The organism is Klebsiella sp. M5al (assembly GCF_002090195.1).
GTDB classification, from domain to species: Bacteria; Pseudomonadota; Gammaproteobacteria; order Enterobacterales; family Enterobacteriaceae; genus Klebsiella; species Klebsiella grimontii.
This window is the reverse complement of sequence record NZ_CP020657.1, coordinates 2,038,852-2,062,807: the sequence shown is the minus strand read 5'-3', so window position 1 is coordinate 2,062,807 and position 23,956 is coordinate 2,038,852. Positions and strand designations below refer to the sequence as shown.

Genomic DNA, 23,956 nt, shown 5'->3' with positions numbered 1-23,956 from the left:
TTTATCCTTGCATCTGCGGCTTAAGCGCGGTGACGTGAATATAACGGCCTAAGCTAATATACGGCTCCTGGCGACAGTAGCGCGTTTCCAGCTCCAGCAGCGCCGCAAATTTGTCGTGCTGTTGGTGTTTTTCACGCAGATAATCATGAAACACCCGTACGCCTGTCTTACCGGTAATCTGCCAGCCAATCTCTTCCAGCCAGCCGTAAACCTGCTGCGGATCGCGCGGATAGTCCGGCGACAGCGTGCGTTTTTTCTTTTTCGGCATGCCGATTTGCACATAGTCGAGATTTCCGGCGACCATATTGTGCATCAACAGACCGTTAGCATTGTAGAACATCAGCGACAACGCGCCGCCGGGACGCAGCATCGCCCACAGCGTACGCAACATCGCCTGAGGTTCGGCTACCCATTCCAGCACCGCATGAAACAGTATCAGATCGACCGGACTTTCCAAATGCTGCTCAATATCCTGAGCCGCGCATTGTACAAAATGCATGTTGTCGATCACACCTTTATCGGCAGCCGCCTGCCTGGCGCGAGCCACCATTTCTCCGGAAAGATCGCATAACGTGACGTGATGGCCCATTTCCGCCACTTTGATCGCCGTCTGTCCCTCGCCGCCGCCCGCGTCAAGAACTCGCAATGGCCCAGGCCCCAGCTGGTTCAGCAGCGGTTGCAGATCCTGCCAGAGGATCGCCTGCCGCAGCTGGCCTTTGGTGGTGCCATATATATTGCGCGAAAACTTTTCAGCAATATCATCGAAATTACGATCCTGCACGGGTGACTCCACACGCCAACACAAAGCCGCTATTTTGTCATACCCGCGCGGAGAATGAAGCGATCTGTTGTAAGATCCGGGTATATCTTTGGTTAGATGGTTAAAAAAGGAACCGTACGGCATGCTTTTTACGCTGAAAAAGGTTTTAGGCGGCATGATGCTGCCGCTTCCCCTGCTGCTGTTGCTGATTGCGCTCGGGATCGCACTGCTGTGGTTTAGCCGTTTCCAGCGCACCGGCAAGCTCTGCGTCAGCCTCGGCTGGCTACTGTTACTGCTGTTGAGCCTGCAACCCGTAGCCGATAGCCTGCTAAAGCCGATTGAAGATAAATACCCGACGTGGAGAGATGAAAAGCGCGTGCAGTATGTCGTCGTGCTTGGCGGCGGCTACACCTGGAATCCGAACTGGGCCCCCAGCTCAAATCTCATCAACAACAGCCTGCCGCGGCTGACGGAGGGGATCCGCCTGTGGTATGAAAACCCGGGCTCGAAACTCATTTTTACCGGCGCCGCGGCAAAAACGAATCCAGTCAGCACGGCGGAAGCCGGGGCCAGAGTTGCCGAGAGTCTGGGGATACCGCGCAGCGAAATCATCGTTCTGGATAAACCCAAAGACACCGAAGAAGAAGCCGCCGCGGTGAAGGAGGCGATAGGCGATGCGCCGTTCCTGCTGGTTACCTCCGCCTCGCATCTGCCGCGGGCGATGATTTTCTTTCGCCGCGCCGGGCTAACCCCCCTGCCCGCGCCGGCCAACCAGTTGGCGATTGAGTCACCGCTCAACCCATGGGAGCGGGCAATTCCTTCGCCCGTTTGGCTCATGCATAGCGATCGGGTGGGTTACGAAACGCTAGGCCGCATCTGGCAATGGCTGAAAGGATCCTCAGGCGATCCAGGGCAGGATTGATTTAGCCGCCAGATCAAACCGGGTGCGGTCAAAGCGCCCGGTATTCACCAGATTATCCACTTCGTCCCACAGCAGATACAGCCAGCGCCGCCAGAGAAACGCTTCCGCCACCGGCGCCCGCCGGAGATAGTGCCACAGCAGCTCCTCCTCCTGACCGCTATCGGCCAGACGGAATAGCTCATATTCCCGCGGCGCCCAGAGCATCATACCCGGCCCGACCATCGCCAGCAGCTGATCGCTGCGCGGATCTTTAAGCATGCTGCGCAGCGTGAAGCTACCGTGTACCAGCACGCAGTTATCATTGAAATCTTTAAACAAATCCATAAGGCATTCGCGGGTGCGGAACAGAATGCGTTTATCCTGCATCGTCAGGCCGGTATCATGATAAAGATTCAGCGTGCTCCATAGCACCTCCACGCGCTGGCGATACCAGTACGGCCAGAGGTTTTCCTGAGTACTATCGACCATCCCGACGCAGCCGCCGCTGTCCTGGCGGTGCCAGGCCAGCAGCGCTTCAACGATCTGCTCCTGCAGCTGCTCCCAGCGCTCCGGCGTGCGGGCGGGGGCTTCAACCGAGACGCCGCGCAGCCGTTCGATCAGCAGAACATCGGGGCCGGGATGCTCTTCATGCGTCATTACGCCGTAGACAACCGGCATACGCACGGTGCCGCTTCGCGCGAGGGTCGATATTTTCCACGCCAGCTGGCGCGCCACCCCCGGCGTCGTAAAGCTGCGCGCCAGCAGCGGCATTGGGTTTCCCTGTGCATCATATAGCGACCACAGCGCCGACGAGGGTTTCTCGCTGACGCACTCCACGCGGCTTAGTTTTTCACCCAGCAGGTGGCTCAGCTCGGTACGCAACTGTTCCATTTCTGATTACCCCTATGAATACTACCGGATTCATAATGAGCGCCTGCGCCGGGGTTGTCATCGGGTGAGATCAAAATTGACGTAAAAAAGTATGGAATAACGGCCTGGGGATATCCCCTCCTGGCGGAGGGGACGGAGGGATTAACGCAGCTCCGCGCGAACGCGCTCCAGATCTTCCGGTGTATCGACACCCGTACCGGGAACCACTTCCGCCACCGCGACATGGATTTTCTCGCCGTACCACAGCACGCGCAGCTGCTCGAGCATCTCTATTTGCTCCAGCGGGCTCGGTGCCCAGCTAACATAGCGGCGGATAAATCCGGCGCGATAGCCATAAATCCCAATATGGCGCAGCAGCGAATCGCCAACAGCCTCGCGGGATTTGGCGAAACGATCGCGATCCCACGGAATGGTGGCGCGTGAGAAGTAGAGCGCATAGCCCTCAGCATCCATCACGACCTTCACCGCATTCGGATTAAACGCTTCTTCCGCATCGTGGATTGGCACCGCTAAGGTCGCCATACCGCTCGTGCTTGCCGCCAGATTTTCGGCCACCTGCCGCACGATGGCTGGCGGGATCATCGGCTCGTCGCCCTGAATGTTAACGATGATGGTGTCATCGCTGAAGGCGCATTTTTCGACCACTTCGGCAAGGCGTTCGGTACCAGATTGATGATCTTCACGCGTCATGCAGACTTCGCCACCGGCGGCTTCCACCGCATGGGCCACGTCCGGATGGTCGGTAGCAACGATGATACGCTCGGCACCGGATTCGCGCGCGCGTTCCAGAACGTGGACAATCATCGGCTTGCCGTTGATATCCTGGAGCGGTTTCCCTGGCAGGCGGGTAGAAGCAAAGCGCGCGGGGATGATAACCACGAAACTCATGACTGGCTCTCTTCTACAGGAAGCGGGCGCGCTTCGGTTTCCAGCAGTACGGGAATGCCTTCACGCAGCGGAAAAGCCAGGCGATCAAGTTTGCAGATCAGTTCTTGCTTATCCTGGCTGTAATACAGCTTACCGTTACAAACCGGACAGGCGATAATTTCAAGTAAACGGTGATCCATGATTCCTCCAGATGGACCGAATAGATTCTTCAGCAGCATATCACACGTGGGCTCAGGCGGCGTCAATTTCCCAACCCTGCTGCAGGCCGGCAAAAAGCGCCGGAGGTAGCCGTCCGCAGGTCACTCGCGCGGCGCCCTGCCAGAGGGCAAAATCATCAATGGCGCGTTTTAGCCCACTCTCCAGCCCGGACGTCACCTTTACCCCCTCTTCCAGCCACAGGGCGATAATTTCCAGCACGCCGGTTTTACGGTGCATTTTGCTGTCCATTCTGCCAACCAGTCTCCCCTGGTGCAGCAGCGGTAACACAAAATAGCCGTACTGCCGTTTCGGCGCGGGGGTGTAGCACTCCAGGCGGTAGGTAAAGCTAAACAGCTGTTCCGCTCGTTTGCGATCCCATACGACCGGATCGAAAGGCGAGAGCACGGCGCTGTGGCTGGCGGCGAGCCTGCCGCCGGGAGAGGACTCCAGCAGCGTCAGGGCATCACGGTGAAGCCACATTTCGCCCAGCGTCTCAACGTTAACCGGCACCACCAGCCCCTCATCCTGCCAACTCGCCAGCAGCAGCGGCAGCGGGGGCTGACGCAGACGATAATAATCCGCCAGCCACTGCGCGCGAAAAATCCCCAGGCTACGAGCGCTATTGCGTAACATAATGGCTTCAGCCTGCTCCTGAGAGAGCCCATCTCGCGCATCGTCCCAGTTCGGCATCACCCGATGGGTCAGGTCGTAAACGCGCTGAAAATTACGCCGCTCGATAACCATCACTTCACCGGCGGTAAATAAACCTTCAAGATGGCGCTTATGCGGTTTCCACTCCCACCAGCCGCTGGCGCCTTTGCGCGGATGCTCGAAGTCGGCCGAGCGCACCGGGCCATTTTCAGCAATATGGGCCAGCAGCTCCTGAATGCCTGCGGCGTGCTCGGTCATCCACGCTTTGTGATATTTCCAGCCCATGTTATCCGGCGCCAACATGCGGTGACGCACCAGCGAAAAGTCGCTGCGCGGTAAAAAACAGGCTTCGTGCGCCCAGTACTCCATCAGCTCGCCGGCGCGGAGCGCCTCGTTCAGCCAGCCCTGAGGATAGCGGCCAAGGCGGCTAAAAAGCACCAGGTAAGGACTGCGGGCAACCACGTTGATGGTATCGATTTGCAGCAGGGACATCTGCCTGATGGTCTGTAGAATGTCCTCGGGCCTGGCGCGACGACGGGGCTTTTTCAGCAGCCCCTGCGCGGCGAGGTGGAGATGGCGGGCATCTTTAAGCGAGAGGGACAATACCGGCATGCAGCTACTCCGTTAAGGGTTCAGGCGCAAGCGGTGATGGACAAAATCAGCGTTGCGCCAGCGTAATTAAGTCAGTGAGCAACCGCTGCGCGCGTTCATCAGTCATTATCGCGTCGACCGGGAGATACCACCAGTTTGCCTGCGCAAACTCGCGGCACTTCACCGCGTCTTTTTCGGTCATCAGCAGAGTTTGCCGCGCTGTCGCCAGGGCAGCGACAGCGCTCTGCGTCAATGCCTGATGATCGGCCAGGGCAACGGTTTTGACCGGCTGTACGCCGCAGCTTTCAAGAGTGGCGAAGAAACGCGGAGGGTGGCCGATTCCGGCCATCGCCACCACGTTGTCAAACGCCGCGACATCCCGGCGTTCACCGGTCCGCAGATTCACCGCCAGTCCGGGGCGAAGCTGCATCGGAATTTCTCCCGGGCGGGCGAGGCCCCCGTTAACAATAACCGCATCCACGCTGCGTAAACGCGAAGCGCGCTCACGCATAGGCCCGGCGGGCAGCCACCAGCCGTTGCCAAAACGGCGCACGCCGTCAATCACCACAATTTCTTTGTCGCGCGCCAGCTTATAGTGCTGCAGGCCATCATCAGTGACGATAAGCTGAAGATCCTTGGCGGCAAGCAGGGCCTGTACCGCATCGCTGCGTACCGGCGAGACGGCAACCGGCGCGCCGGTACGCTGGTAAATCAGTACCGGCTCATCCCCCGCTTCCCCGGTGCGGGTATCCGGATTAAGCAGCAGCGGATAGCTCGCTGCTTTACCGCCGTAGCCGCGTGAAACGACACCAACGCGAATACCGCGCTGCTGGAGCTGTTCCACCAGCCAGACGACAACCGGCGTTTTACCATTGCCGCCTGCGGTCAGGTTACCCACCACCACGACCGGCACCGGCGCTCGCCAGGCTTTTCGCCAGCCCAGTTTATAGCTAAGCCGTATCAACCCGCTCACCAGGCCATAGAGCCAGGAGAGCGGAAGCAGCAGCCGCCATAAGGGCGACTCACCGGACCAGATACGAGCAATCATGCGCCGAACTGCATCTTATGCAGCTGAGCGTAGACGCCCTTGTGCTCAAGCAGATCGGTATGGCTGCCGCGCTCAACGATCTGACCATCTTCCACCACCACGATCTCATCAGCCTGCTCAATCGTCGACAGACGGTGGGCAATAACCAGCGAGGTGCGGTTTTTCTGCAGTTCGTCCAGCGCGGCCTGAATCGCGCGTTCGGATTCGGTATCCAGCGCCGATGTGGCTTCGTCGAGGATCAGGATCGGGCTGTTACGCAGCAGGGCGCGAGCGATTGCGATACGCTGACGCTGGCCGCCGGAAAGCATCACGCCGTTTTCACCGATAATCGTATCCAGGCCATTGTCCATTTTGTTGATAAAATCCATGGCATAAGCCATACGCGCCGCTTCCTCAATCTGCTCGCGGCTGTACTCTTCGGTACGCGCATAGGCGATGTTATTCGCTACGGTATCGTTAAAGAGATGGACGTTTTGCGACACCAGCGCAACCTGATCGCGCAGGGAGCTCAGGGTGTATTCACGCAGGTCGTGGCCGTCCAGCAAGATCTGTCCATCATCAACATCGTAGAAACGCGTAATAAGGCTGGCGATGGTCGACTTACCCGAGCCCGAGCGCCCGACCAGCGCCACGGTTTTCCCTTCCGGAATATTCAGGTCGATATTGCGCAGGGCGGCGACTTCGCGTCCTGGGTATCTGAAGGTGACGTTTTTAAATTCGAGGTTGCCCTTCGCGCGTTCGATAACCCGCGTGCCTTCATCCTTCTCCTGCTCGGAATCAAGAATGGCGAAAAGGGTCTGACAGGCGGCCATCCCGCGCTGGAACTGCGCGTTGACGTTAGTCAGCGATTTCAGCGGGCGCATCAGCGCGATCATCGAGGAGAAAACAACGGTGATGGTCCCGGCCGTCAGCGTCTCCATCACGCTCGGGAAGCTGGCAGCATAGAGCACGAAAGCCAGAGCCAGAGAGGCGATCAGCTGGATAATCGGATCAGAAATTGACGACGCGGAGACCATTTTCATCCCCTGCAGACGCATCTTATTGCTGACTTTATCAAAACGTTTGGTTTCGACGGCCTGGCCGCCAAACATCAGCACTTCTTTGTGCCCTTTCAGCATCTGCTCTGCGCTGGTCGTCACCTGTCCCATGGTGTTCTGCATATTCTTGCTGATATTACGGAAACGCTTCGAGACCACGCGAATAGCAATAGACACGATCGGCGCCAGCACGATCAGAATCACTGACAGTTGCCAGCTGTAGTAGAACATCATAACGAACAGGCCAATAATCGATGCGCCTTCACGCACAACGGTAATCAGCGCGCTGGAGGAAGAGGACGCGACCTGCTCAGAATCATAGGTAATACGCGATAACAGCGTCCCGGTGGACTGTTTGTCAAAGAAGGCAACCGGCATCCCCATCATATGGCTGAATAAACGACGGCGCATCGTCATCACGACTTTGCCGGACACCCAGGAGATACAGTAGCTTGAAACGTAGCTGGTAATGCCGCGCAGAATCATTAACCCGATCACCACCAGCGGCATCCATATCAGCACGGAGCGATCCGTTTTACCAAAACCATCATCCAATAACGGTTTAAGAAGCGATAGCATGAAGGTATCACTAGCCGCGTTAAGCACTAACGCTACCGCTGCAACGATTAGCCCGGGTTTAAACGGCGCTATAATCGGCCAGAGTCGGCGGAAGGTCTGCCACGTGGAGAGATCTTTATCGTTCTGCATTCAATAAACCAGCTTGTGTTGAAATAGCCGCATATTCTACCCGTTCTACGCCTTCCCGCCAAACCACTGATGATACCAACGAGGTAAAACTTGATCCCGTAAGCCATGGATTTGCCAGCCGTCCGGGGAAAAAACGACCGTAATTTGCCCCTGATGCGGCGTATCGAACCATTGATAACGCTGATTCCGGTAGCGCTGAATCACTTTCGCTGATGGCATACGCCAGGCGTTATAGCGAGAAGCGGAAGCAAGCGCCGCCTTGCCGCCAACGCTCCGCAGTAGGGCTATCCCTGACGAGGTATTACTGCCGTGGTGCGGAACCTGGATAAGTGTAGACGCAAGATGCTGCCAGTAGTGGCTAATCATCGCCAGCTCCGCCGGCGTTTCAATATCCCCGGTCAGCAGAATACTGTACTGCCCATCGTCAATTCGCACCACGCAAGAGCGATTATTTCCCGCTTTTGTCGCCCCAGGCAGCGGCCAAAGCGCGCGAAAGGTTAAGCCTCGCCACTGCCAGGTTTCTCCGCGCCGGCACGCTAAATGACCAGCCCAGCCCAGCGGGCTGCGCACCGCTGTCTGCGGCCATGCTTTTAACACTGAGTTGAGCCCACCGCGGTGATCGAGATGCTCGTGGCTGAGAACGATCCCCTCCAGCTGCAAATGGTGCCAGCGTAGCCACGGGATAATAATCTGCTGGCCGCTGTCGCCATCAGGCCAGGCAAGCCCGGTGTCATAGAGAAACGCCGCGCCCTGACGTTCAATGACCACCGCCAGCCCCTGCCCTACGTCCAGCATAGTGGCTCGCCATTCGTCAACTGAGGCGCTTCGCCAGAACGGCCTGCTCAGCAGCACGAGGCAGGTCAAGCAAAATGCGGGCGCCGTCCGCCAGGCGTGAAAGCGCCAGACGATCAGCGCCAGCCACGGCACTATGCTTATCCCAAGCCAGCGAGCGTCAAGCCCCAGCCAGCCGGACGGCAGCTGGCGTAATAACCAGAATAAGATAGCCAGGATCCTGTCCGCTGATTGCCAGACCGCCATCTCAATGATAGACGGCGCGCAGAGGTGTAAAAACATGGCTGCCAGGATCAACGGGACGACGACAAAGGTCACCAGAGGCACGGCGATAAAGTTGGCGACCACGGACGTTAAGCTTATACCGTGAAACAGAGCGATCTGTAGAGGAGCGAGCAGGAACATCAATCCGATCTGCAGGTGGCATAACGCAAGGCTTTGACGCAGTAGCCAGTTCTTTTTGCCGGCCGGCATCGGCGCCAGTTGATACCAGAAAATAAGCGCCGCTACGGCGAACGCTGATAGCCACAGGCTTTCGGATAACATTGCCAGCGGATCGGCAAACAGTATTGCGCCAATGCAGCAGACCCATAGCTGCCATGGCGACCAGCGTTTTCCGGATAGCCTCAGCGCGCCCCCCGCAGCCAGCGCGACGCAGGTGCGCAGCGCCGGCGGCTGCATGCCGGTTAGCCCAGCGTAAAATATCGCGCTCGCCAGGCCCATAAGCAGCGGCGCCCGCCAGCCAAGCCAGCGGCACGGGAGAAAGAATTGCGCGCCCCTGAGCAGCAACCAGCCCAGAGAAGCCCCCAGCGCGATATGTAAGCCAGAAATCGCCATCAGGTGCGATATGCCGGTTTCCTGCATCAGGGATTTTATCTCGCGAGGTATCGCCAGACGCTCCCCCATGCCTAACCCTAGCATCACCGATTGCCACGGCAACGCGGCCAGCGTGTGATTCAGCGAAGCCAGATAACGCGCTCGCAAACTGCAGTTTCGCTCCCGGATTTCAGCCGTGATAAAGCGCCCGGTTAACGGACGATGCTGCGCTAATGCATAGCGTTGGCTATCGAAACCGCCATCGTTGAGCTGACCGTGGACTGGACGCGCCCGCAGCGTCATGGCCCAAACCTGGCCTGCGCAGGGCGTTTCTGGCAGATAGTTGCCGTAGAGGCTAATCCCCGGAGCAGGAAACAGCCGACGCCCATCCAGACGAATAATTTTGCCCTGATGCGTTGTCTGCCCGTCCGTTGCGGTCAGCTCAACTTCAACCCGCTGATTCTTGTCCGTTAACCTCTCTGTCGGCCATAGCGTCTGGCGAGCGCTGAGCACTCCCCAGACAAAAAACAGCGTTATCAATGCCGCGTATTGCGCAGGTCTGCGCCGACATTGCGCAATGAGTAGCGCCAGGACCATTAACCCCCAGGTAACCCACCGCCCGGGCAGAACGGGCAACCAGAGTAGCGGCAGGATACCGATAATCACGCAGCCCGCAAGTTGTGGTAAACGCATGAGCACCTCCCTGTCAGAGGGAGTGTTACGCTAAACAGGCAGGCTGTCTCTGAGGACGGAGAGAAACTGCATCGCGCTATCCAGAGAATTTACTTTTCTGGTGCAACAGAACCTGCGTTTTGCGAGGTAGCTTCAAAGAGAGATTAAAAGTCATAAAAAAAGCACCCGAGGGTGCTTTTTTAACGTTTAAGTATGTTGTCGCCGATCGGCGAAACTTACTCTTCGTAAATATTGGCGCGGTCGCGTAATTCTTTGCCCGGCTTAAAGTGCGGAACGTATTTACCTTCCAGTTCAACTTTATCGCCAGTTTTTGGGTTACGCCCGGTGCGGGGTGCTCGATAATGCAGAGAGAAGCTGCCGAAACCGCGGATTTCAATGCGCTCGCCTTGAGCAAGCGTTGAGGCCATATGCTCCAGCATTTCTTTAACAGCATCTTCCACTGCTTTCGCAGGAATGTGAGATTGCTGGCTGGCAAGTCTTTCTATCAATTCTGACTTGGTCATTATTCCTCCGGTTTCCTTCAAGGCAAAATTAGCTAACAGCTTAAACAAGGGCGGCCGTAGCCGCCCTTTGTGCTTGATTACAGGACGAATCCCGCAATCTGTCAAGTAAACTCGTCGTAATTCAGGTTGTTGTAACCCGAAAGACTAAGATTACTCGCCTTTAGCTGCTTTGAAAGCTTCAGCCATTGCGTTGTTAGAGAAGTTTGCATCTTCCTGTTTGTTAACAGTTGCGATTGCATCTTTCTCGTCAGCTTCGTCTTTCGCACGAACAGACAGGCTGATTGCACGGTTTTTACGATCAACGCCGGTGAATTTAGCTTCAACGTCGTCGCCAACGCTCAGAACCAGAGTTGCATCTTCAACGCGGTCACGGGAAGCTTCAGAAGCGCGCAGGTAACCTTCAACGCCGTCAGCCAGCTCTACGGTTGCGCCTTTAGCGTCAACTGCAGTCACTTTACCGTTTACGATTGCGCCTTTCTTGTTCAGTGCAACCCAGTTGTTGAACGGATCTTCTGCGAGCTGTTTAACGCCCAGAGAGATACGCTCACGCTCTGCGTCAACCTGCAGAACAACTGCTGCGATTTCGTCGCCTTTTTTGTATTCACGAACTGCTTCTTCGCCTGCAACGTTCCAGGAGATGTCAGACAGGTGAACCAGGCCGTCGATGCCGCCGTCCAGGCCGATGAAGATACCGAAGTCAGTGATAGACTTGATTTTACCTTCAACACGGTCACCCTTGTTGTGGGTTTCCGCGAACTGCTGCCATGGGTTGTTTTTGCACTGCTTCAGGCCCAGGGAGATACGACGACGTTCTTCGTCGATATCCAGAACCATAACTTCCACTACATCGCCAACGTTAACAACTTTGGACGGGTGGATGTTTTTGTTGGTCCAGTCCATTTCGGAAACGTGAACCAGGCCTTCAACGCCTTCTTCGATTTCAACGAAGCAGCCGTAGTCGGTCAGGTTGGTCACGCGACCGGTCAGTTTGGTACCTTCCGGATAACGTTTAGCGATAGCTACCCACGGATCTTCGCCCAGCTGTTTCAGGCCCAGAGATACACGAGTACGTTCGCGGTCGAACTTCAGCACTTTAACAGTGATTTCGTCGCCAACGTTTACGATTTCGCTCGGATGCTTAACGCGTTTCCATGCCATATCGGTAATGTGCAGCAGGCCGTCAACGCCGCCCAGATCAACGAATGCACCGTAGTCAGTGAGGTTCTTAACGATACCTTTAACTTCCATGCCTTCCTGCAGGTTTTCCAGCAGCTGATCGCGCTCTGCGCTGTTTTCGGATTCGATAACGGCACGACGAGAAACAACAACGTTGTTACGTTTCTGGTCCAGCTTGATGACTTTGAATTCAAGCTCTTTGCCTTCCAGGTGCAGCGTGTCGCGCACCGGACGAACGTCTACCAGGGAGCCCGGCAGGAACGCACGAATACCATTCAGCTCAACAGTGAAGCCACCTTTAACTTTGCCGTTGATAATACCGACTACAGTTTCAGCGTCTTCGTAAGCTTTTTCCAGCGTGATCCAAGCTTCGTGACGTTTAGCTTTCTCACGGGACAGCAGGGTTTCACCGAAGCCGTCTTCTACTGCATCCAGAGCAACGTCAACTTCGTCACCAACCTGGATTTCCAGCTCGCCCTGGGCGTTTTTGAACTGCTCTGCCGGAATGGCAGACTCAGATTTCAGACCGGCGTCAACCAGTACTACGTCTTTGTCGATAGCAACAACAACACCACGAACGATGGAACCCGGACGGGTTTCGATTGTTTTTAAGGATTCTTCAAATAGTTGAGCAAAAGATTCAGTCATGTTTAATCTTCAGGTTTCATATTTAACGTCCACCTGGCTCCATGCCGGATGGGGTTGTTTAACATACCCGCTAACACTCCATTGCTGCGGGGGTACTGCTAAAATTCGGAGGCTCTTGTGCTTTTTCGATAAGACAATTAAGCGGAAGCCAGTTTTTCGCGCGCATATTGTAGCGCTTTTTCAATCACTTGCTCAATGTTTAGTTCTGTTGAATCAAGAACTAAAGCATCGGCAGCCGGGATCAGCGGCGCGACTGTACGATTGCGATCGCGATCGTCGCGCTCTTTTATCTCGGATAAAAGGCGATCAAAGTTAACACTAAAGCCCTTTTCCTGCAACTGGAGCATGCGGCGATGAGCACGTTCTTCCGCGGAAGCGTCAAGGAAAATTTTCACCGGCGCATCAGGGAATACGACGGTGCCCATATCGCGTCCGTCGGCGATCAGGCCCGGCAATTCGCGAAAGGCTCGCTGGCGGCGGAGCAATGCTTCACGCACGCGAGGAAAAGCAGCCACTTTAGATGCCGTGTTGGCAACATCCTGAGTGCGAATTTCAGCGCTAACATCCTCCCCCTCCAGAACCACTTCCAGGCTACCGTCAGTAGAGACAAAACGCACATCCAGGTGCGCAGCCAGCGGCACCAGCGCCTCTTCGGATTCCACATCCACATGATGATGTAGGGCCGCGAGAGCAAGCACGCGATAAATCGCCCCAGAATCGAGCAGATGCCAGCCCAGCGTTTCTGCCATTGCCTTGCATAAGGTGCCTTTGCCCGCACCGCCAGGCCCATCAATGGTGATTACCGGAACTGTTGCCGTCATCTTTTTCTCCTTCAGCAGGGCGCATCAATATATAAACGCCGCGCATTATACGCATCTCTACGACAGAAAGTGAGCATTGCTTGTAAATTACGGATAACAGGAAATCTCCTGCGGAAGAATTGTGCAATTATAGCGGGCTGTCAGAGCAACAGCCCGGAAGATGATGTCGTTTTACTGTTTATCTGCGGCGATACGGTCGCGAATATGCTGCGCGCGTTCTGTTGAAGGTGGGTGTGAATCGAACAGAGATTTGCTACGCCCGGCGTCAAGACTGGCCAGTTTTTCGAAGCTTCCCACCAAGCCTTGGGTGCTGATTTTGCGCTTCTTCAGCAAATCGTAAGAGAAATCATCGGCGTCCGACTCCTGCGAACGAGAGAAGGCTGAGTTGATCATCCCCTCGCCAATGTCGCCCAACTGGGATTTTGACAGACTTGCAGCCGCTCCGCCGGTTGCCGAAATGGCATCACGCGCGGCGACGGTTGCATACGCGGTTTGCATCGCTTTACGCGAGTGGCCCAGCGCGACGTGACCCAGTTCATGGCCCAGTACAGCTTCAACTTCATTATCGGTCATCATGTCCATCAGGCCGCTATAGACGCGCACGCAGCCGTTGGCCATTGCCCAGGCATTGACATCTGACGTCATATAAACCTTATAGTTCACCGGGGTACCATTGATGTTATTTCCAAGCGCTTTGGCAATTTTATTCAGACGTTTGGTGTACTTACTTGAAGCGCCGGCCTGTTTATTTTCGCTATCCATTTGCTTACAAGCATCGTCGGAAAGCGCTTTGACTTCAGCGTCAGAAAGCGTTGCCGCTTTGTAGGCCGTCATCCCTGAACTTACGAGGGCGTTGGTGTCCATCCCCTGCATATTTTTACAACCTGCCAACAACGTGGCGGAAACCGCTAAAGCCAGCATTACTTTTGTATTTCTCATATCAATCATCCATTGATTTTCATATTAAATGCTTATAAATCCTGCATTTACAAGCAGCCAAGGCTAGCATTTAGTTTCCCGCCCGACAAGCAGACATAAAAAAACGCCGACACGATGGTCGGCGTTTTTACCTTAAACTCACGTCATTCAGGCCGGCGTACTGATTCGTGCCAGCTGCTCGAAGTAGTCCGGGAACGTTTTCGCCGTACATTTCGGGTCAAGGATGGTGACCGGCGTATCGGAAAGTGCCACCAGCGAGAAGCACATTGCCATACGGTGGTCGTTCCAGGTGCCGATCTCAGCAAACTGAAGCTTCGCAGGTGGAGTAATGCGGATGTAATCCTCCCCCTCTTCAACCTCTGCTCCCACTTTACGTAGCTCCGTGGCCATAGCAAACAGACGGTCGGTCTCTTTGACCCGCCAGTTATAGATGTTGCGCAGAGTCGTGGTGCCTTTCGCAAACAGGGCTGCCGTGGCGATCGTCATCGCCGCGTCCGGAATATGATTCATATCCATATCGATGGCGTTCAGTTCACCATGGGTGCAGGCAATAAAGTCATCGCCCCAGGTAACGGTTGCGCCCATTTTTTCCAGCACATCGGCAAAACGGATATCACCCTGTACGCTGTTGCGGCCAATACCGGTGACCTTCACCGTACCGCCTTTGATCGCGCCAGCGGCGAGGAAGTAGGATGCCGAGGAGGCATCGCCTTCCACCAGATAGTCGCCCGGCGCGAGGTAGTGTTGATTGCCGCGCACGATAAAGCGCTGATAAGACTGGTTTTCAACCTCAACGCCAAAGGTTTTCATCAGGTGCAGCGTGATATCGATATAAGGTTTGGAAACCAGATCGCCTTTAATCACGATCGCGGTATCCTGCGGCGCCAGCGGAGCCGCCATCAGCAGCGCGGTCAGAAACTGGCTGGAAACGCTGCCGTCCACTTCAACCTGGCCGCCGCTGAAACCGCCGCGCAGGCGCAGCGGCGGGTAGTTTTCCTGCTCCAGGTAATCAATCTGCGCTCCGCCCTGACGCAGCGCGTCAACCAGGTGGCCAATCGGCCGCTCTTTCATTCGCGGTTCGCCGGTCAGCACAATATCGTTACGGCCTAAACATAACGCAGCCGCCAGCGGACGCATCGCCGTTCCAGCATTACCGAGGTACAGTTCTAGTGCTTCAGCCGCCTGCAGAGGGCCGCCGTTGCCGGTGACTTCACAGCGAGTACGATCGGAAGACAGGGTATAATGAACTCCCAGCGCGCTCAGGGCATTCAGCATGTGGCGTACATCGTCGCTATCCAGCAGGTTGGTCAGCACCGTAGTGCCCCGGGCCAAAGCCGCCAGCAGCAAGGCACGGTTAGAAACACTCTTGGACCCGGGCAGGTTAATCGTGCCATCTACGCGTGCGATGGGTTGTAACGTCAGGGATTCCATTAAACTCAACTCTCAAACAAACAGAATAAAAACCCCGCAGAGCGGCTGCGGGGATGAAAAACACGACAGCGATTAACCGTGACGGCGTTCGAAGTCCTGCATAAAGTCGGTCAGCGCCTTCACGCCCGCCAGCGGCATGGCGTTATAGATGGAAGCACGCATGCCGCCCACGACACGGTGGCCCTTCAGCGCATGCAGACCGGCGGCAAAGGACTCTTCGAGGAACAGTTTATCAAGCGCGCTGTCCGCCAGCTGGAACGGCACGTTCATGCGCGAGCGGTTCGCCGCAGCGACATCGTTGCGATAGAAAGCGCTGTTATCGATGGTGCTATAGAGCAGGTCGGCTTTCTGCTGGTTGATTTTATCCATAGCGGCAACCCCGCCCTGCTCTTTCAGCCATTTAAACACCAGACCTGACAGGTACCAGGCAAATGTCGGCGGCGTGTTAAACATGGAGTCATTGGCGGACAGAATGGAGTAATCCAGAATCGATGGGCAGGCTACGCTGGCTTTACCCAGCAGATCTTCGCGCACAATAATCAGCGTCAGACCAGCAGGGCCGATGTTTTTCTGCGCGCCGGCGTAGATCACGCCATAGCGGCTAACGTCAATTTCACGGGATAAAATCGTCGATGACAAATCCGCCGTGACGACCACATCGTCGCCAAAGCTTGGCGCTTCTTCAATGGCAATACCGTCAATGGTTTCGTTCGGACAGTAGTGCAGGTAGGCAGCGCCCGGAGTCAGCTGCCATTCGCTCATCGGCTTAACCGCGCGCAGGCCGTCAACGGTAATTTTGGCGTCGATCACGTTCGGCGTGCAGTATTTATGCGCTTCTTTTACCGCGCTGGCCGCCCAGTAGCCGGCATCGACGTAGTCGGCAACGGTTTTATCGCCAAGCAGGTTCAGCGGGATACCGGCAAACTGTCCGCGACCGCCGCCGTGGCAGAATAAAACTTTATAATTGGAAGGAATATTGAGCAGGGAGCGAAAATCCTGTTCCGCCTCTTCAGCCACCTTAATGAACTCTTTGCCACGGTGGCTGATTTCCATCACCGACGTTCCCAAACCGTTCCAGTCGCACAGTTCCTTTTGCGCCAGTTTGAGTACTTCCGCCGGCAGCATTGCCGGGCCTGAACTGAAGTTATAGACCTGAGCCATTTCCCCTCACCACTTGCTATGTTATTTACCCGCGAACCGTCGCGGGCATAAGTTATTCCTGTGGCTATCGGTTTTATCATTCAGTGACACGCACCGCAATGGCTAAAACTGAGCGTCGGGGAAATGCGGCCTCGCTCACACAAAAGAATCTGCCAGCTTGACGTCATAAAACCGACATAATTGCTGTCAAGTGACTCTTTTTGCCCGGCTGACCTTCGACCATTCTGCATTTGCGCAGCGAGGGCATAATTGTTTATCCCCGGCGCGTAGCGTAAGGATTGCGCTACAGCGAACGCAGGCATAATGGTCGTCCCGGGGAATAGTGGTAAAACGATCGGTAAAGCGGGAAGGAAGAATGGAGAGTCCGGCTTTAACATCTTCATCCTCGTAGAAATAGAGGCTGATCTGGCCGTTGGTTTCCAGAATAGCCAGCCGCACCTGTCCCAGTTGTTCAACCCCGCTGATTCTCAGCTCCATAAAAAATTCAAATTCGGTCATGTTTTCCGCCTGCAGTTTCTCCCATGCCAGCTCGCCGTTTTCCACAACAATAATCGGCTTGCCTTCCAGCAGATCCTCAAGTTTTTCGCTATGCCCCATCAGCCACATAATCAATCGATACAGCAGCGCCAGCGTAATAAAAACCGCCAGTACCGGCAGCATAGGGACGTCATCGTAAAATGCGACGTCGCCCGCGGCCGAACCGAGAGTCAAAATGATGAGCACTTCGAACAGAGACATCTGACGAACGCCCCGCCGCCCGGTTATCTTGAGAAAAATAAATACCAGTACGAAGGTGTAGAGGCTCCGTAATGCCACCTCGGCCAGAAATTCCATGGGCACTTTATCCAGTGCCATACGATGCCAGTCAAATGTCTTCATGTTTTACGCCTGAACAGTTATTGAGTGACATAAGCATAGCCAGACGATGGAGATAGCACCCGTCATCTAAAACCCGTATCATTGCGCGCTTTACGTACGATAAAAGTGACCGCCATGACTCAAACATTTATACCCGGCAAAGATGCCGCCCTGGAAGATTCCATCGCTCGCTTCCAGCAGAAGTTGCTCGACCTCGGATTTGATATTGAAGAGGCCTCATGGCTCAACCCGGTACCGCACGTCTGGTCAGTGCATATCCGCGATAAAGAGTGCGCCCTGTGCTTCACCAACGGCAAAGGCGCCACCAAAAAAGCCGCGCTGGCCTCCGCGCTCGGAGAGTACTTTGAGCGCCTCTCGACTAACTATTTCTTTGCCGATTTCTGGCTGGGCGAGACCATCGCGAATGGCCCTTTCGTCCATTACCCTAATGAAAAATGGTTCCCGTTAACCGACGATGACGACGTGCCGGAAGGCCTGCTGGATGCCCGCCTGCGCGCGTTCTACGATCCTGACGAGCAGTTAACCGCCAGCATGCTGGTGGATCTGCAGTCTGGTAATGACGAGCGCGGCGTCTGTGGCCTGCCGTTCACCCGTCAGTCTGATGGTGAAACGATCTATATTCCGATGAATATCGTCGGCAACCTGTACGTTTCTAACGGGATGTCCGCGGGCAACACCCGCAACGAAGCCCGCGTTCAGGGGCTTTCGGAAGTGTTTGAACGCCATATTAAGAACCGCATTATCGCCGAGAGCATCAGCCTGCCGGAGATCCCTGCGGAGGTGATGGCGCGGTATCCGGGCGTAGTAGAATCGATCAATAAGCTGGAGGCCGAAGGCTTCCCGATTTTCGCATATGATGGTTCGCTCGGCGGCAAATATCCGGTTATCTGCGTCGTACTGTTTAACCCGGCTAACGGCACCTGTTTCGCCTCTTTCGGCGCACATCCCGATTTCGGCGTGGCGCTGGAACGTACCGTTACCGAACTGCTACAGGGCCGCAGCCTGAAAGATCTCGACGTTTTCACGCCGCCAACCTTCGATGATGAAGAAGTCGCCGAACATGCGAACCTTGAAACGCACTTTATCGACTCCAGCGGCCTGATCTCCTGGGATATGTTTAAGCAGGATGCCGACTATCCGTTCGTGGACTGGAGCTTCTCCGGGACCACGGATGAAGAGTTCGCCACTCTGATGGCTATCTTTAAACAAGAAGATAAAGAAGTTTACATCGCCGATTACGAACACCTGAGCGTCTACGCCTGCCGAATCATTGTCCCGGGCATGTCTGATATCTATCCGGCGGAAGACCTTTGGCTGGCGAATAACAGCATGGGCGCGCCTCTGCGGGAAACGATTCTTTCCCTGCCGGAAAGCGAGTGGGAAAAAGAAGATTATCTGGCGCTTATCGAACAAATGGACGATGAAGGCCTCGATGATTTCACCCGCGTGCGCGAACTGCTGGGTCTGGCGACCGGCAAAGACAACGGCTGGTATACCCTGCGCATTGGCGAGCTGAAAGCAATGCTGGCGCTGGCGGGCGGCGATCTCGAGCAGGCGTTGATCTGGACCGAGTGGACGATGGAGTTCAACGCCTCCATCTTTAGCGCCGAGCGCGCCAATTACTACCGCTGCCTGCAAACCCTGCTGCTACTGAGCCAGGAAGAAGAGCGTCAGCCGCTGCAGTATCTGAACGCTTTTGTGCGCATGTACGGCGCCGATGCCGTAGAAGCTGCCAGCGCCGCGCTCAGCGGAGAAGCACCGTTTTATGGGCTGCAGGCCGTTGACAGCGATTTGATGGCTTTCCCGGCTCATCAGTCGTTATTGAAGGCCTATGAAAAGCTACAGCGCGCGAAAGCCGCATTTTGGGCTAAATAAAGCGTTTCTTCCGTTAAAATGACGATAACAGGGGGTCGACTGCGACCCCTTTTTCCTGTTTTGCACTATTTCCGCCGATGTTGTAGCTATAAAGTTAATTAGTGGTGAGAAATAATAAAATACTGCCGCAAATATTGTTAATTTTAATAAAAATACCCCATTTTAATTAACCGAAAAACGGGGGCAAAATGAAAATAATCAACATTATTTGTAAATTTTAAAATTTATTTTTTTATTAAAAAACAAAAAGTTACCTAAAAAAATAAGCAAACCCACACACTAAAAAGGCCTATAGTTCCGGTAGGATATGATCTACATCAAATTCCCTTCTATAATGCTTTGTTAGTATCTCACCGCCAACTTACATAAAGAGAGAGTTAGTGTGAAAGCTGACAACCCTTTTGATCTTTTACTCCCTGCTGCCATGGCGAAAGTCGCCGAAGAAGCGGGCGTCTATAAAGCGACAAAACATCCGATAAAGACGTTTTATCTGGCTATCACCGCAGGTGTCTTCATCTCTATCGCTTTTGTTTTCTATATTACCGCGACAACCGGCACGGCCGGGATGCCATTCGGGGTTGCCAAACTGATTGGGGGCATCTGCTTCTCACTGGGTTTGATTCTCTGCGTTATTTGCGGTGCCGACCTGTTTACCTCAACCGTTCTTATCGTTGTCGCGAAAGCCAGCGGAAGAATCACATGGGGTCAACTGGCGAAAAACTGGCTCAACGTATATGTTGGTAACCTGATTGGTTGCTTACTGTTTGTATTGCTGATGTGGCTTTCAGGCGAATATATGACTGCCAACGGTCAATGGGGACTTAACGTTCTGCAAACCGCCGACCACAAAATGCACCATACTTTTGTTGAAGCCGTGTGCCTGGGTATCCTGGCAAACCTGATGGTCTGCCTTGCGGTATGGATGAGTTACTCCGGCCGTAGCCTGATGGATAAAGCCATGATTATGGTTTTACCGGTGGCAATGTTTGTTGCCAGCGGGTTTGAGCATAGTATCGCGAACATGTTTATGATCCCGCTGGGTATCGTTATCCGCGACTTTGCAAGCCCGGAATTCTGGACCGCAGTTGGTTCAACTCCGGAAAGTTTCTCTCACCTGACCGTCATGAACTTCATCACTGATAACCTGATTCCGGTAACTATCGGGAACATCATCGGCGGTGGTCTGCTGGTTGGGTTGACATACTGGGTCATTTACCTGCGTGGCGACGACCATCACTAAGGGTTGTTTCAGGCAGTAAATAAAAAATCCACTTAAGAAGGTAGGTGTTACATGTCCGAGCTTAATGAAAAGTTAGCCACAGCCTGGGAAGGTTTTGCGAAAGGTGACTGGCAGAACGAAGTCAACGTACGCGACTTCATCCAGAAAAACTATACCCCGTACGAAGGTGACGAGTCCTTCCTGGCTGGCGCAACTGACGCGACCACCAAGCTGTGGGACACCGTAATGGAAGGCGTTAAACAGGAAAACCGCACTCACGCGCCTGTTGATTTTGATACTTCCCTTGCGTCCACCATCACTTCTCATGACGCTGGCTACATCGAGAAAGGTCTCGAGAAAATCGTTGGCCTGCAGACTGAAGCGCCGCTGAAACGTGCGATTATCCCGTTCGGTGGTATCAAAATGGTAGAAGGTTCCTGCAAAGCGTACGATCGCGAGCTGGACCCGATGCTGAAGAAAATCTTCACCGAATACCGCAAAACTCATAACCAGGGCGTGTTTGACGTATACACCAAAGACATCCTGAACTGCCGTAAATCTGGCGTTCTGACTGGTCTGCCGGATGCCTATGGCCGTGGTCGTATCATCGGTGACTACCGTCGCGTTGCGCTGTACGGTATCGACTTCCTGATGAAAGACAAATACGCTCAGTTCGTTTCTCTGCAAGAGAAACTGGAAAACGGCGAAGATCTGGAAGCAACCATCCGTCTGCGTGAAGAAATCTCTGAACAGCACCGCGCGCTGGGTCAGATCAAAGAAATGGCGGCTAAATACGGCTGCGATATCTCTGGTCCTGCAACCACCGCTCAGGAAGCTATCCAGTGGACCTACTTCGGTTACCTGGCTGCCGTTAAATCTCAGAACGGCGCAGCAATGTCCTTCGGTCGTACCTCCAGCTTCCTGGACATCTTCATCGAACGTGACCTGAAAGCCGGTAAAATCACCGAGCAAGACGCACAGGAAATGATTGACCACCTGGTCATGAAACTGCGTATGGTTCGTTTCCTGCGTACTCCTGAATATGATGAACTGTTCTCTGGCGACCCGATTTGGGCAACCGAATCTATCGGCGGTATGGGCGTTGACGGCCGTACTCTGGTCACCAAAAACAGCTTCCGTTTCCTGAACACCCTATACACCATGGGGCCGTCTCCGGAGCCGAACATCACCATTCTGTGGTCTGAAAAACTGCCGCTGAGCTTCAAAAAATACGCTGCGAAAGTGTCCATCGATACCTCTTCTCTGCAGTACGAGAACGATGATCTGATGCGTCCTGACTTCAACAACGATGACTATGCTATCGCTTGCTGCGTAAGCCCGATGGTTGTTGGTAAGCAAATGCAGTTCTTCGGTGCTCGCGCTAACCTGGCGAAAACCATGCTGTACGCAATCAACGGCGGCGTTGATGAAAAACTGAAAATGCAGGTTGGTCCTAAATCTGAACCGATCAAAGGCGACGTCCTGAACTTCGACGAAGTGATGGAGCGCATGGATCACTTCATGGACTGGCTGGCTAAACAGTACGTCACTGCGCTGAACATCATCCACTACATGCACGACAAGTACAGCTACGAAGCTTCACTGATGGCGCTGCACGACCGTGATGTTATCCGCACCATGGCATGCGGTATCGCAGGTCTGTCCGTTGCGGCTGACTCCCTGTCCGCAATCAAATATGCGAAAGTTAAACCGATTCGTGACGAAAACGGTCTGGCTGTCGACTTCGAAATCGAAGGTGAATACCCGCAGTTTGGTAACAACGACTCTCGCGTCGATGATATGGCCGTTGACCTGGTTGAACGTTTCATGAAGAAAATTCAGAAACTGCACACCTACCGCAACGCTATCCCGACTCAGTCCGTGCTGACCATCACCTCTAACGTTGTGTATGGTAAGAAAACCGGTAACACCCCTGACGGTCGTCGCGCTGGCGCTCCGTTCGGACCAGGTGCTAACCCGATGCACGGTCGTGACCAGAAAGGTGCTGTTGCCTCTCTGACCTCCGTTGCGAAACTGCCGTTTGCTTACGCGAAAGATGGTATTTCTTACACCTTCTCTATCGTGCCGAACGCGCTGGGCAAAGACGACGAAGTGCGTAAAACTAACCTCGCCGGCCTGATGGATGGTTACTTCCACCACGAAGCGTCCATCGAAGGCGGTCAGCATCTGAACGTCAACGTCATGAACCGCGAGATGCTGCTCGACGCGATGGAAAACCCGGAAAAATATCCGCAGCTGACCATCCGCGTATCCGGCTACGCAGTACGTTTTAACTCCCTGACTAAAGAACAGCAGCAGGACGTGATTACTCGTACCTTCACTCAGACCATGTAATGGTATTGACTGAAATCGTACAGTAATAAGCGTACAATAAAGGCTCCACGCAAGTGGGGCCTTTTTAGCAATATCATCCTGTCCCAGTCTCTTTTGTCTGCTGTCTATACTTTATGGATAACAGCCAAAACAGACTCGACATAGCCTTTGAGCTGTGCATCTACATAGGCCCCGGATGGGCCAAATTCGGAGATATCACCGCAATGTCAACAATTGGTCGCATTCACTCCTTTGAATCCTGTGGCACCGTCGATGGCCCGGGGATCCGCTTTATCACCTTCTTCCAGGGCTGCCTGATGCGCTGCCTCTATTGCCACAACCGCGACACCTGGGATACCCACGGCGGCAAAGAGATTACCGTTGAAGAGCTGATGAAAGAGGTGGTGACCTATCGCCACTTTATGAACGCTTCCGGCGGCGGCGTGACGGCATCCGGCGGCGAGGCTATCCTGCAGGCCGAATTTGTTCGCGACTGGTTCCGCGCCTGCAAGAAAGAAGGTATTCATACCTGTCTCGATACCAACGGCTTTGTGCGCCGCTACGACCCGGTTATTGATGAACTGCTGGAAGTCACCGATCTGGTGATGCTCGATCTCAAGCAAATGAATGATGAAATTCACCAGAATCTGGTTGGCGTCTCTAACCATCGGACGCTGGAGTTTGCCCGTTACCTGTCAAACAAAAACATCAACGTCTGGATCCGCTACGTTGTGGTCCCGGGCTGGTCCGACGACGACGATTCCGCGCATCGCCTGGGCGAGTTTACCCGTGACATGGGCAACGTCGAGAAGATTGAACTGCTGCCGTACCACGAGCTGGGCAAACACAAATGGGTAGCCATGGGCGAAGAGTACAAGCTGGATGGCGTCCATCCGCCGAAGAAAGAGACCATGGAACGCGTGAAGGGTATTCTCGAGCAGTACGGTCATAAGGTGATGTACTAAGGTTATCTCCCGGTAGACCTTGCGCTACCGG

General features: G+C 54.5%; 20 protein-coding genes. 5 read left to right on the top strand and 15 right to left on the bottom strand.

All coding sequences use genetic code 11. The features are described 5' to 3' along the window. Nucleotide 1: 1 nt before the first annotated feature. Nucleotides 2-781 (bottom strand): tRNA uridine 5-oxyacetic acid(34) methyltransferase CmoM, encoded by a 780-nt coding sequence (cmoM, locus tag BWI76_RS09830; RefSeq protein WP_004871632.1) that lies wholly within the window; start codon nucleotides 779-781, stop codon nucleotides 2-4. A gap of 121 nt (nucleotides 782-902) precedes the next feature. Here cmoM and elyC point away from each other — a divergent pair, with 121 nt between their 5' ends. Then, on the top strand, nucleotides 903-1,682 hold the full coding sequence (gene elyC, locus BWI76_RS09825; RefSeq protein WP_004871635.1) for an envelope biogenesis factor ElyC: 780 nt from the start codon (nucleotides 903-905) through the stop codon (nucleotides 1,680-1,682). On the opposite strand, the gene BWI76_RS09820 is transcribed toward elyC, so the two are convergent. The 14 genes from BWI76_RS09820 to BWI76_RS09750 form a co-directional block, all read right to left on the bottom strand. Next, nucleotides 1,659-2,552, bottom strand: a complete 894-nt coding sequence (locus tag BWI76_RS09820) for a YcbJ family phosphotransferase (protein ID WP_024360069.1) — start codon at nucleotides 2,550-2,552, stop codon at nucleotides 1,659-1,661. The genes elyC and BWI76_RS09820 overlap by 24 nt on opposite strands. Nucleotides 2,553-2,693: 141 nt before the next feature. Continuing rightward, nucleotides 2,694-3,440: a 3-deoxy-manno-octulosonate cytidylyltransferase gene (kdsB, locus tag BWI76_RS09815; RefSeq protein ID WP_004871641.1), complete on the bottom strand. Its 747-nt coding sequence runs from the start codon at nucleotides 3,438-3,440 to the stop codon at nucleotides 2,694-2,696. Further along, nucleotides 3,437-3,619: a protein YcaR gene (gene ycaR, locus BWI76_RS09810; protein ID WP_004130952.1), complete on the bottom strand. Its 183-nt coding sequence runs from the start codon at nucleotides 3,617-3,619 to the stop codon at nucleotides 3,437-3,439. The genes kdsB and ycaR overlap by 4 nt, the downstream gene beginning before the upstream one ends. 52 nt (nucleotides 3,620-3,671) lie before the next feature. After that, nucleotides 3,672-4,901: a winged helix-turn-helix domain-containing protein gene (locus BWI76_RS09805; RefSeq protein ID WP_049087516.1), complete on the bottom strand. Its 1,230-nt coding sequence runs from the start codon at nucleotides 4,899-4,901 to the stop codon at nucleotides 3,672-3,674. Nucleotides 4,902-4,947: 46 nt separating this feature from the next. Further along, nucleotides 4,948-5,928: a tetraacyldisaccharide 4'-kinase gene (gene lpxK / locus BWI76_RS09800; RefSeq protein WP_049087517.1), complete on the bottom strand. Its 981-nt coding sequence runs from the start codon at nucleotides 5,926-5,928 to the stop codon at nucleotides 4,948-4,950. Continuing rightward, complete coding sequence (msbA, locus tag BWI76_RS09795) at nucleotides 5,925-7,673, bottom strand: lipid A ABC transporter ATP-binding protein/permease MsbA (protein WP_024360073.1); 1,749 nt, start codon at nucleotides 7,671-7,673, stop codon at nucleotides 5,925-5,927. The genes lpxK and msbA overlap by 4 nt, the downstream gene beginning before the upstream one ends. A 45-nt stretch (nucleotides 7,674-7,718) precedes the next feature. Then, nucleotides 7,719-9,974, bottom strand: a complete 2,256-nt coding sequence (locus BWI76_RS09790) for a ComEC family protein (RefSeq protein ID WP_049090029.1) — start codon at nucleotides 9,972-9,974, stop codon at nucleotides 7,719-7,721. Nucleotides 9,975-10,189: 215 nt separating this feature from the next. Next, entirely contained in the window at nucleotides 10,190-10,477 is a 288-nt protein-coding gene (gene ihfB, locus BWI76_RS09785) for an integration host factor subunit beta (RefSeq protein WP_004100704.1), read from the bottom strand. 150 nt (nucleotides 10,478-10,627) lie between these two features. After that, complete coding sequence (gene rpsA, locus BWI76_RS09780; RefSeq protein WP_004100702.1) at nucleotides 10,628-12,301, bottom strand: 30S ribosomal protein S1; 1,674 nt, start codon at nucleotides 12,299-12,301, stop codon at nucleotides 10,628-10,630. A 137-nt stretch (nucleotides 12,302-12,438) separates the two neighbouring features. After that, nucleotides 12,439-13,122, bottom strand: a complete 684-nt coding sequence (cmk, locus tag BWI76_RS09775; RefSeq protein ID WP_024360075.1) for a (d)CMP kinase — start codon at nucleotides 13,120-13,122, stop codon at nucleotides 12,439-12,441. Between the two features lie 171 nt (nucleotides 13,123-13,293). Further along, on the bottom strand, nucleotides 13,294-14,061 hold the full coding sequence (locus tag BWI76_RS09765; RefSeq protein WP_024360076.1) for a M48 family metallopeptidase: 768 nt from the start codon (nucleotides 14,059-14,061) through the stop codon (nucleotides 13,294-13,296). A gap of 147 nt (nucleotides 14,062-14,208) precedes the next feature. Further along, nucleotides 14,209-15,492, bottom strand: coding sequence for a 3-phosphoshikimate 1-carboxyvinyltransferase (gene aroA / locus BWI76_RS09760; protein ID WP_064371666.1), 1,284 nt, complete (start codon nucleotides 15,490-15,492; stop codon nucleotides 14,209-14,211). Between the two features lie 72 nt (nucleotides 15,493-15,564). Next, nucleotides 15,565-16,653, bottom strand: coding sequence for a 3-phosphoserine/phosphohydroxythreonine transaminase (gene serC, locus BWI76_RS09755; RefSeq protein WP_004871667.1), 1,089 nt, complete (start codon nucleotides 16,651-16,653; stop codon nucleotides 15,565-15,567). A 186-nt stretch (nucleotides 16,654-16,839) separates the two neighbouring features. After that, nucleotides 16,840-17,532, bottom strand: coding sequence for a DUF421 domain-containing protein (locus BWI76_RS09750; protein ID WP_064371665.1), 693 nt, complete (start codon nucleotides 17,530-17,532; stop codon nucleotides 16,840-16,842). Nucleotides 17,533-17,646: 114 nt separating this feature from the next. Between BWI76_RS09750 and ycaO the strand changes: the two genes are divergently transcribed. From ycaO to pflA, 4 genes are all read left to right on the top strand, one after another. Then, nucleotides 17,647-19,407 carry a 30S ribosomal protein S12 methylthiotransferase accessory factor YcaO gene (gene ycaO / locus BWI76_RS09745; protein WP_004871670.1) on the top strand — a complete coding sequence of 587 codons (1,761 nt, stop codon included), beginning with the start codon at nucleotides 17,647-17,649 and terminating at the stop codon, nucleotides 19,405-19,407. 382 nt (nucleotides 19,408-19,789) lie between these two features. Beyond that, on the top strand, nucleotides 19,790-20,647 hold the full coding sequence (focA, locus tag BWI76_RS09740) for a formate transporter FocA (protein WP_004849465.1): 858 nt from the start codon (nucleotides 19,790-19,792) through the stop codon (nucleotides 20,645-20,647). Between the two features lie 51 nt (nucleotides 20,648-20,698). Continuing rightward, the gene (pflB, locus tag BWI76_RS09735) at nucleotides 20,699-22,981 is read left to right on the top strand and encodes a formate C-acetyltransferase (protein WP_024360081.1); all 2,283 of its coding nucleotides are present in this window, start codon (nucleotides 20,699-20,701) and stop codon (nucleotides 22,979-22,981) included. A 203-nt stretch (nucleotides 22,982-23,184) separates the two neighbouring features. Further along, nucleotides 23,185-23,925: a pyruvate formate lyase 1-activating protein gene (gene pflA, locus BWI76_RS09730; protein ID WP_004871674.1), complete on the top strand. Its 741-nt coding sequence runs from the start codon at nucleotides 23,185-23,187 to the stop codon at nucleotides 23,923-23,925. Nucleotides 23,926-23,956 lie beyond the last annotated feature (31 nt).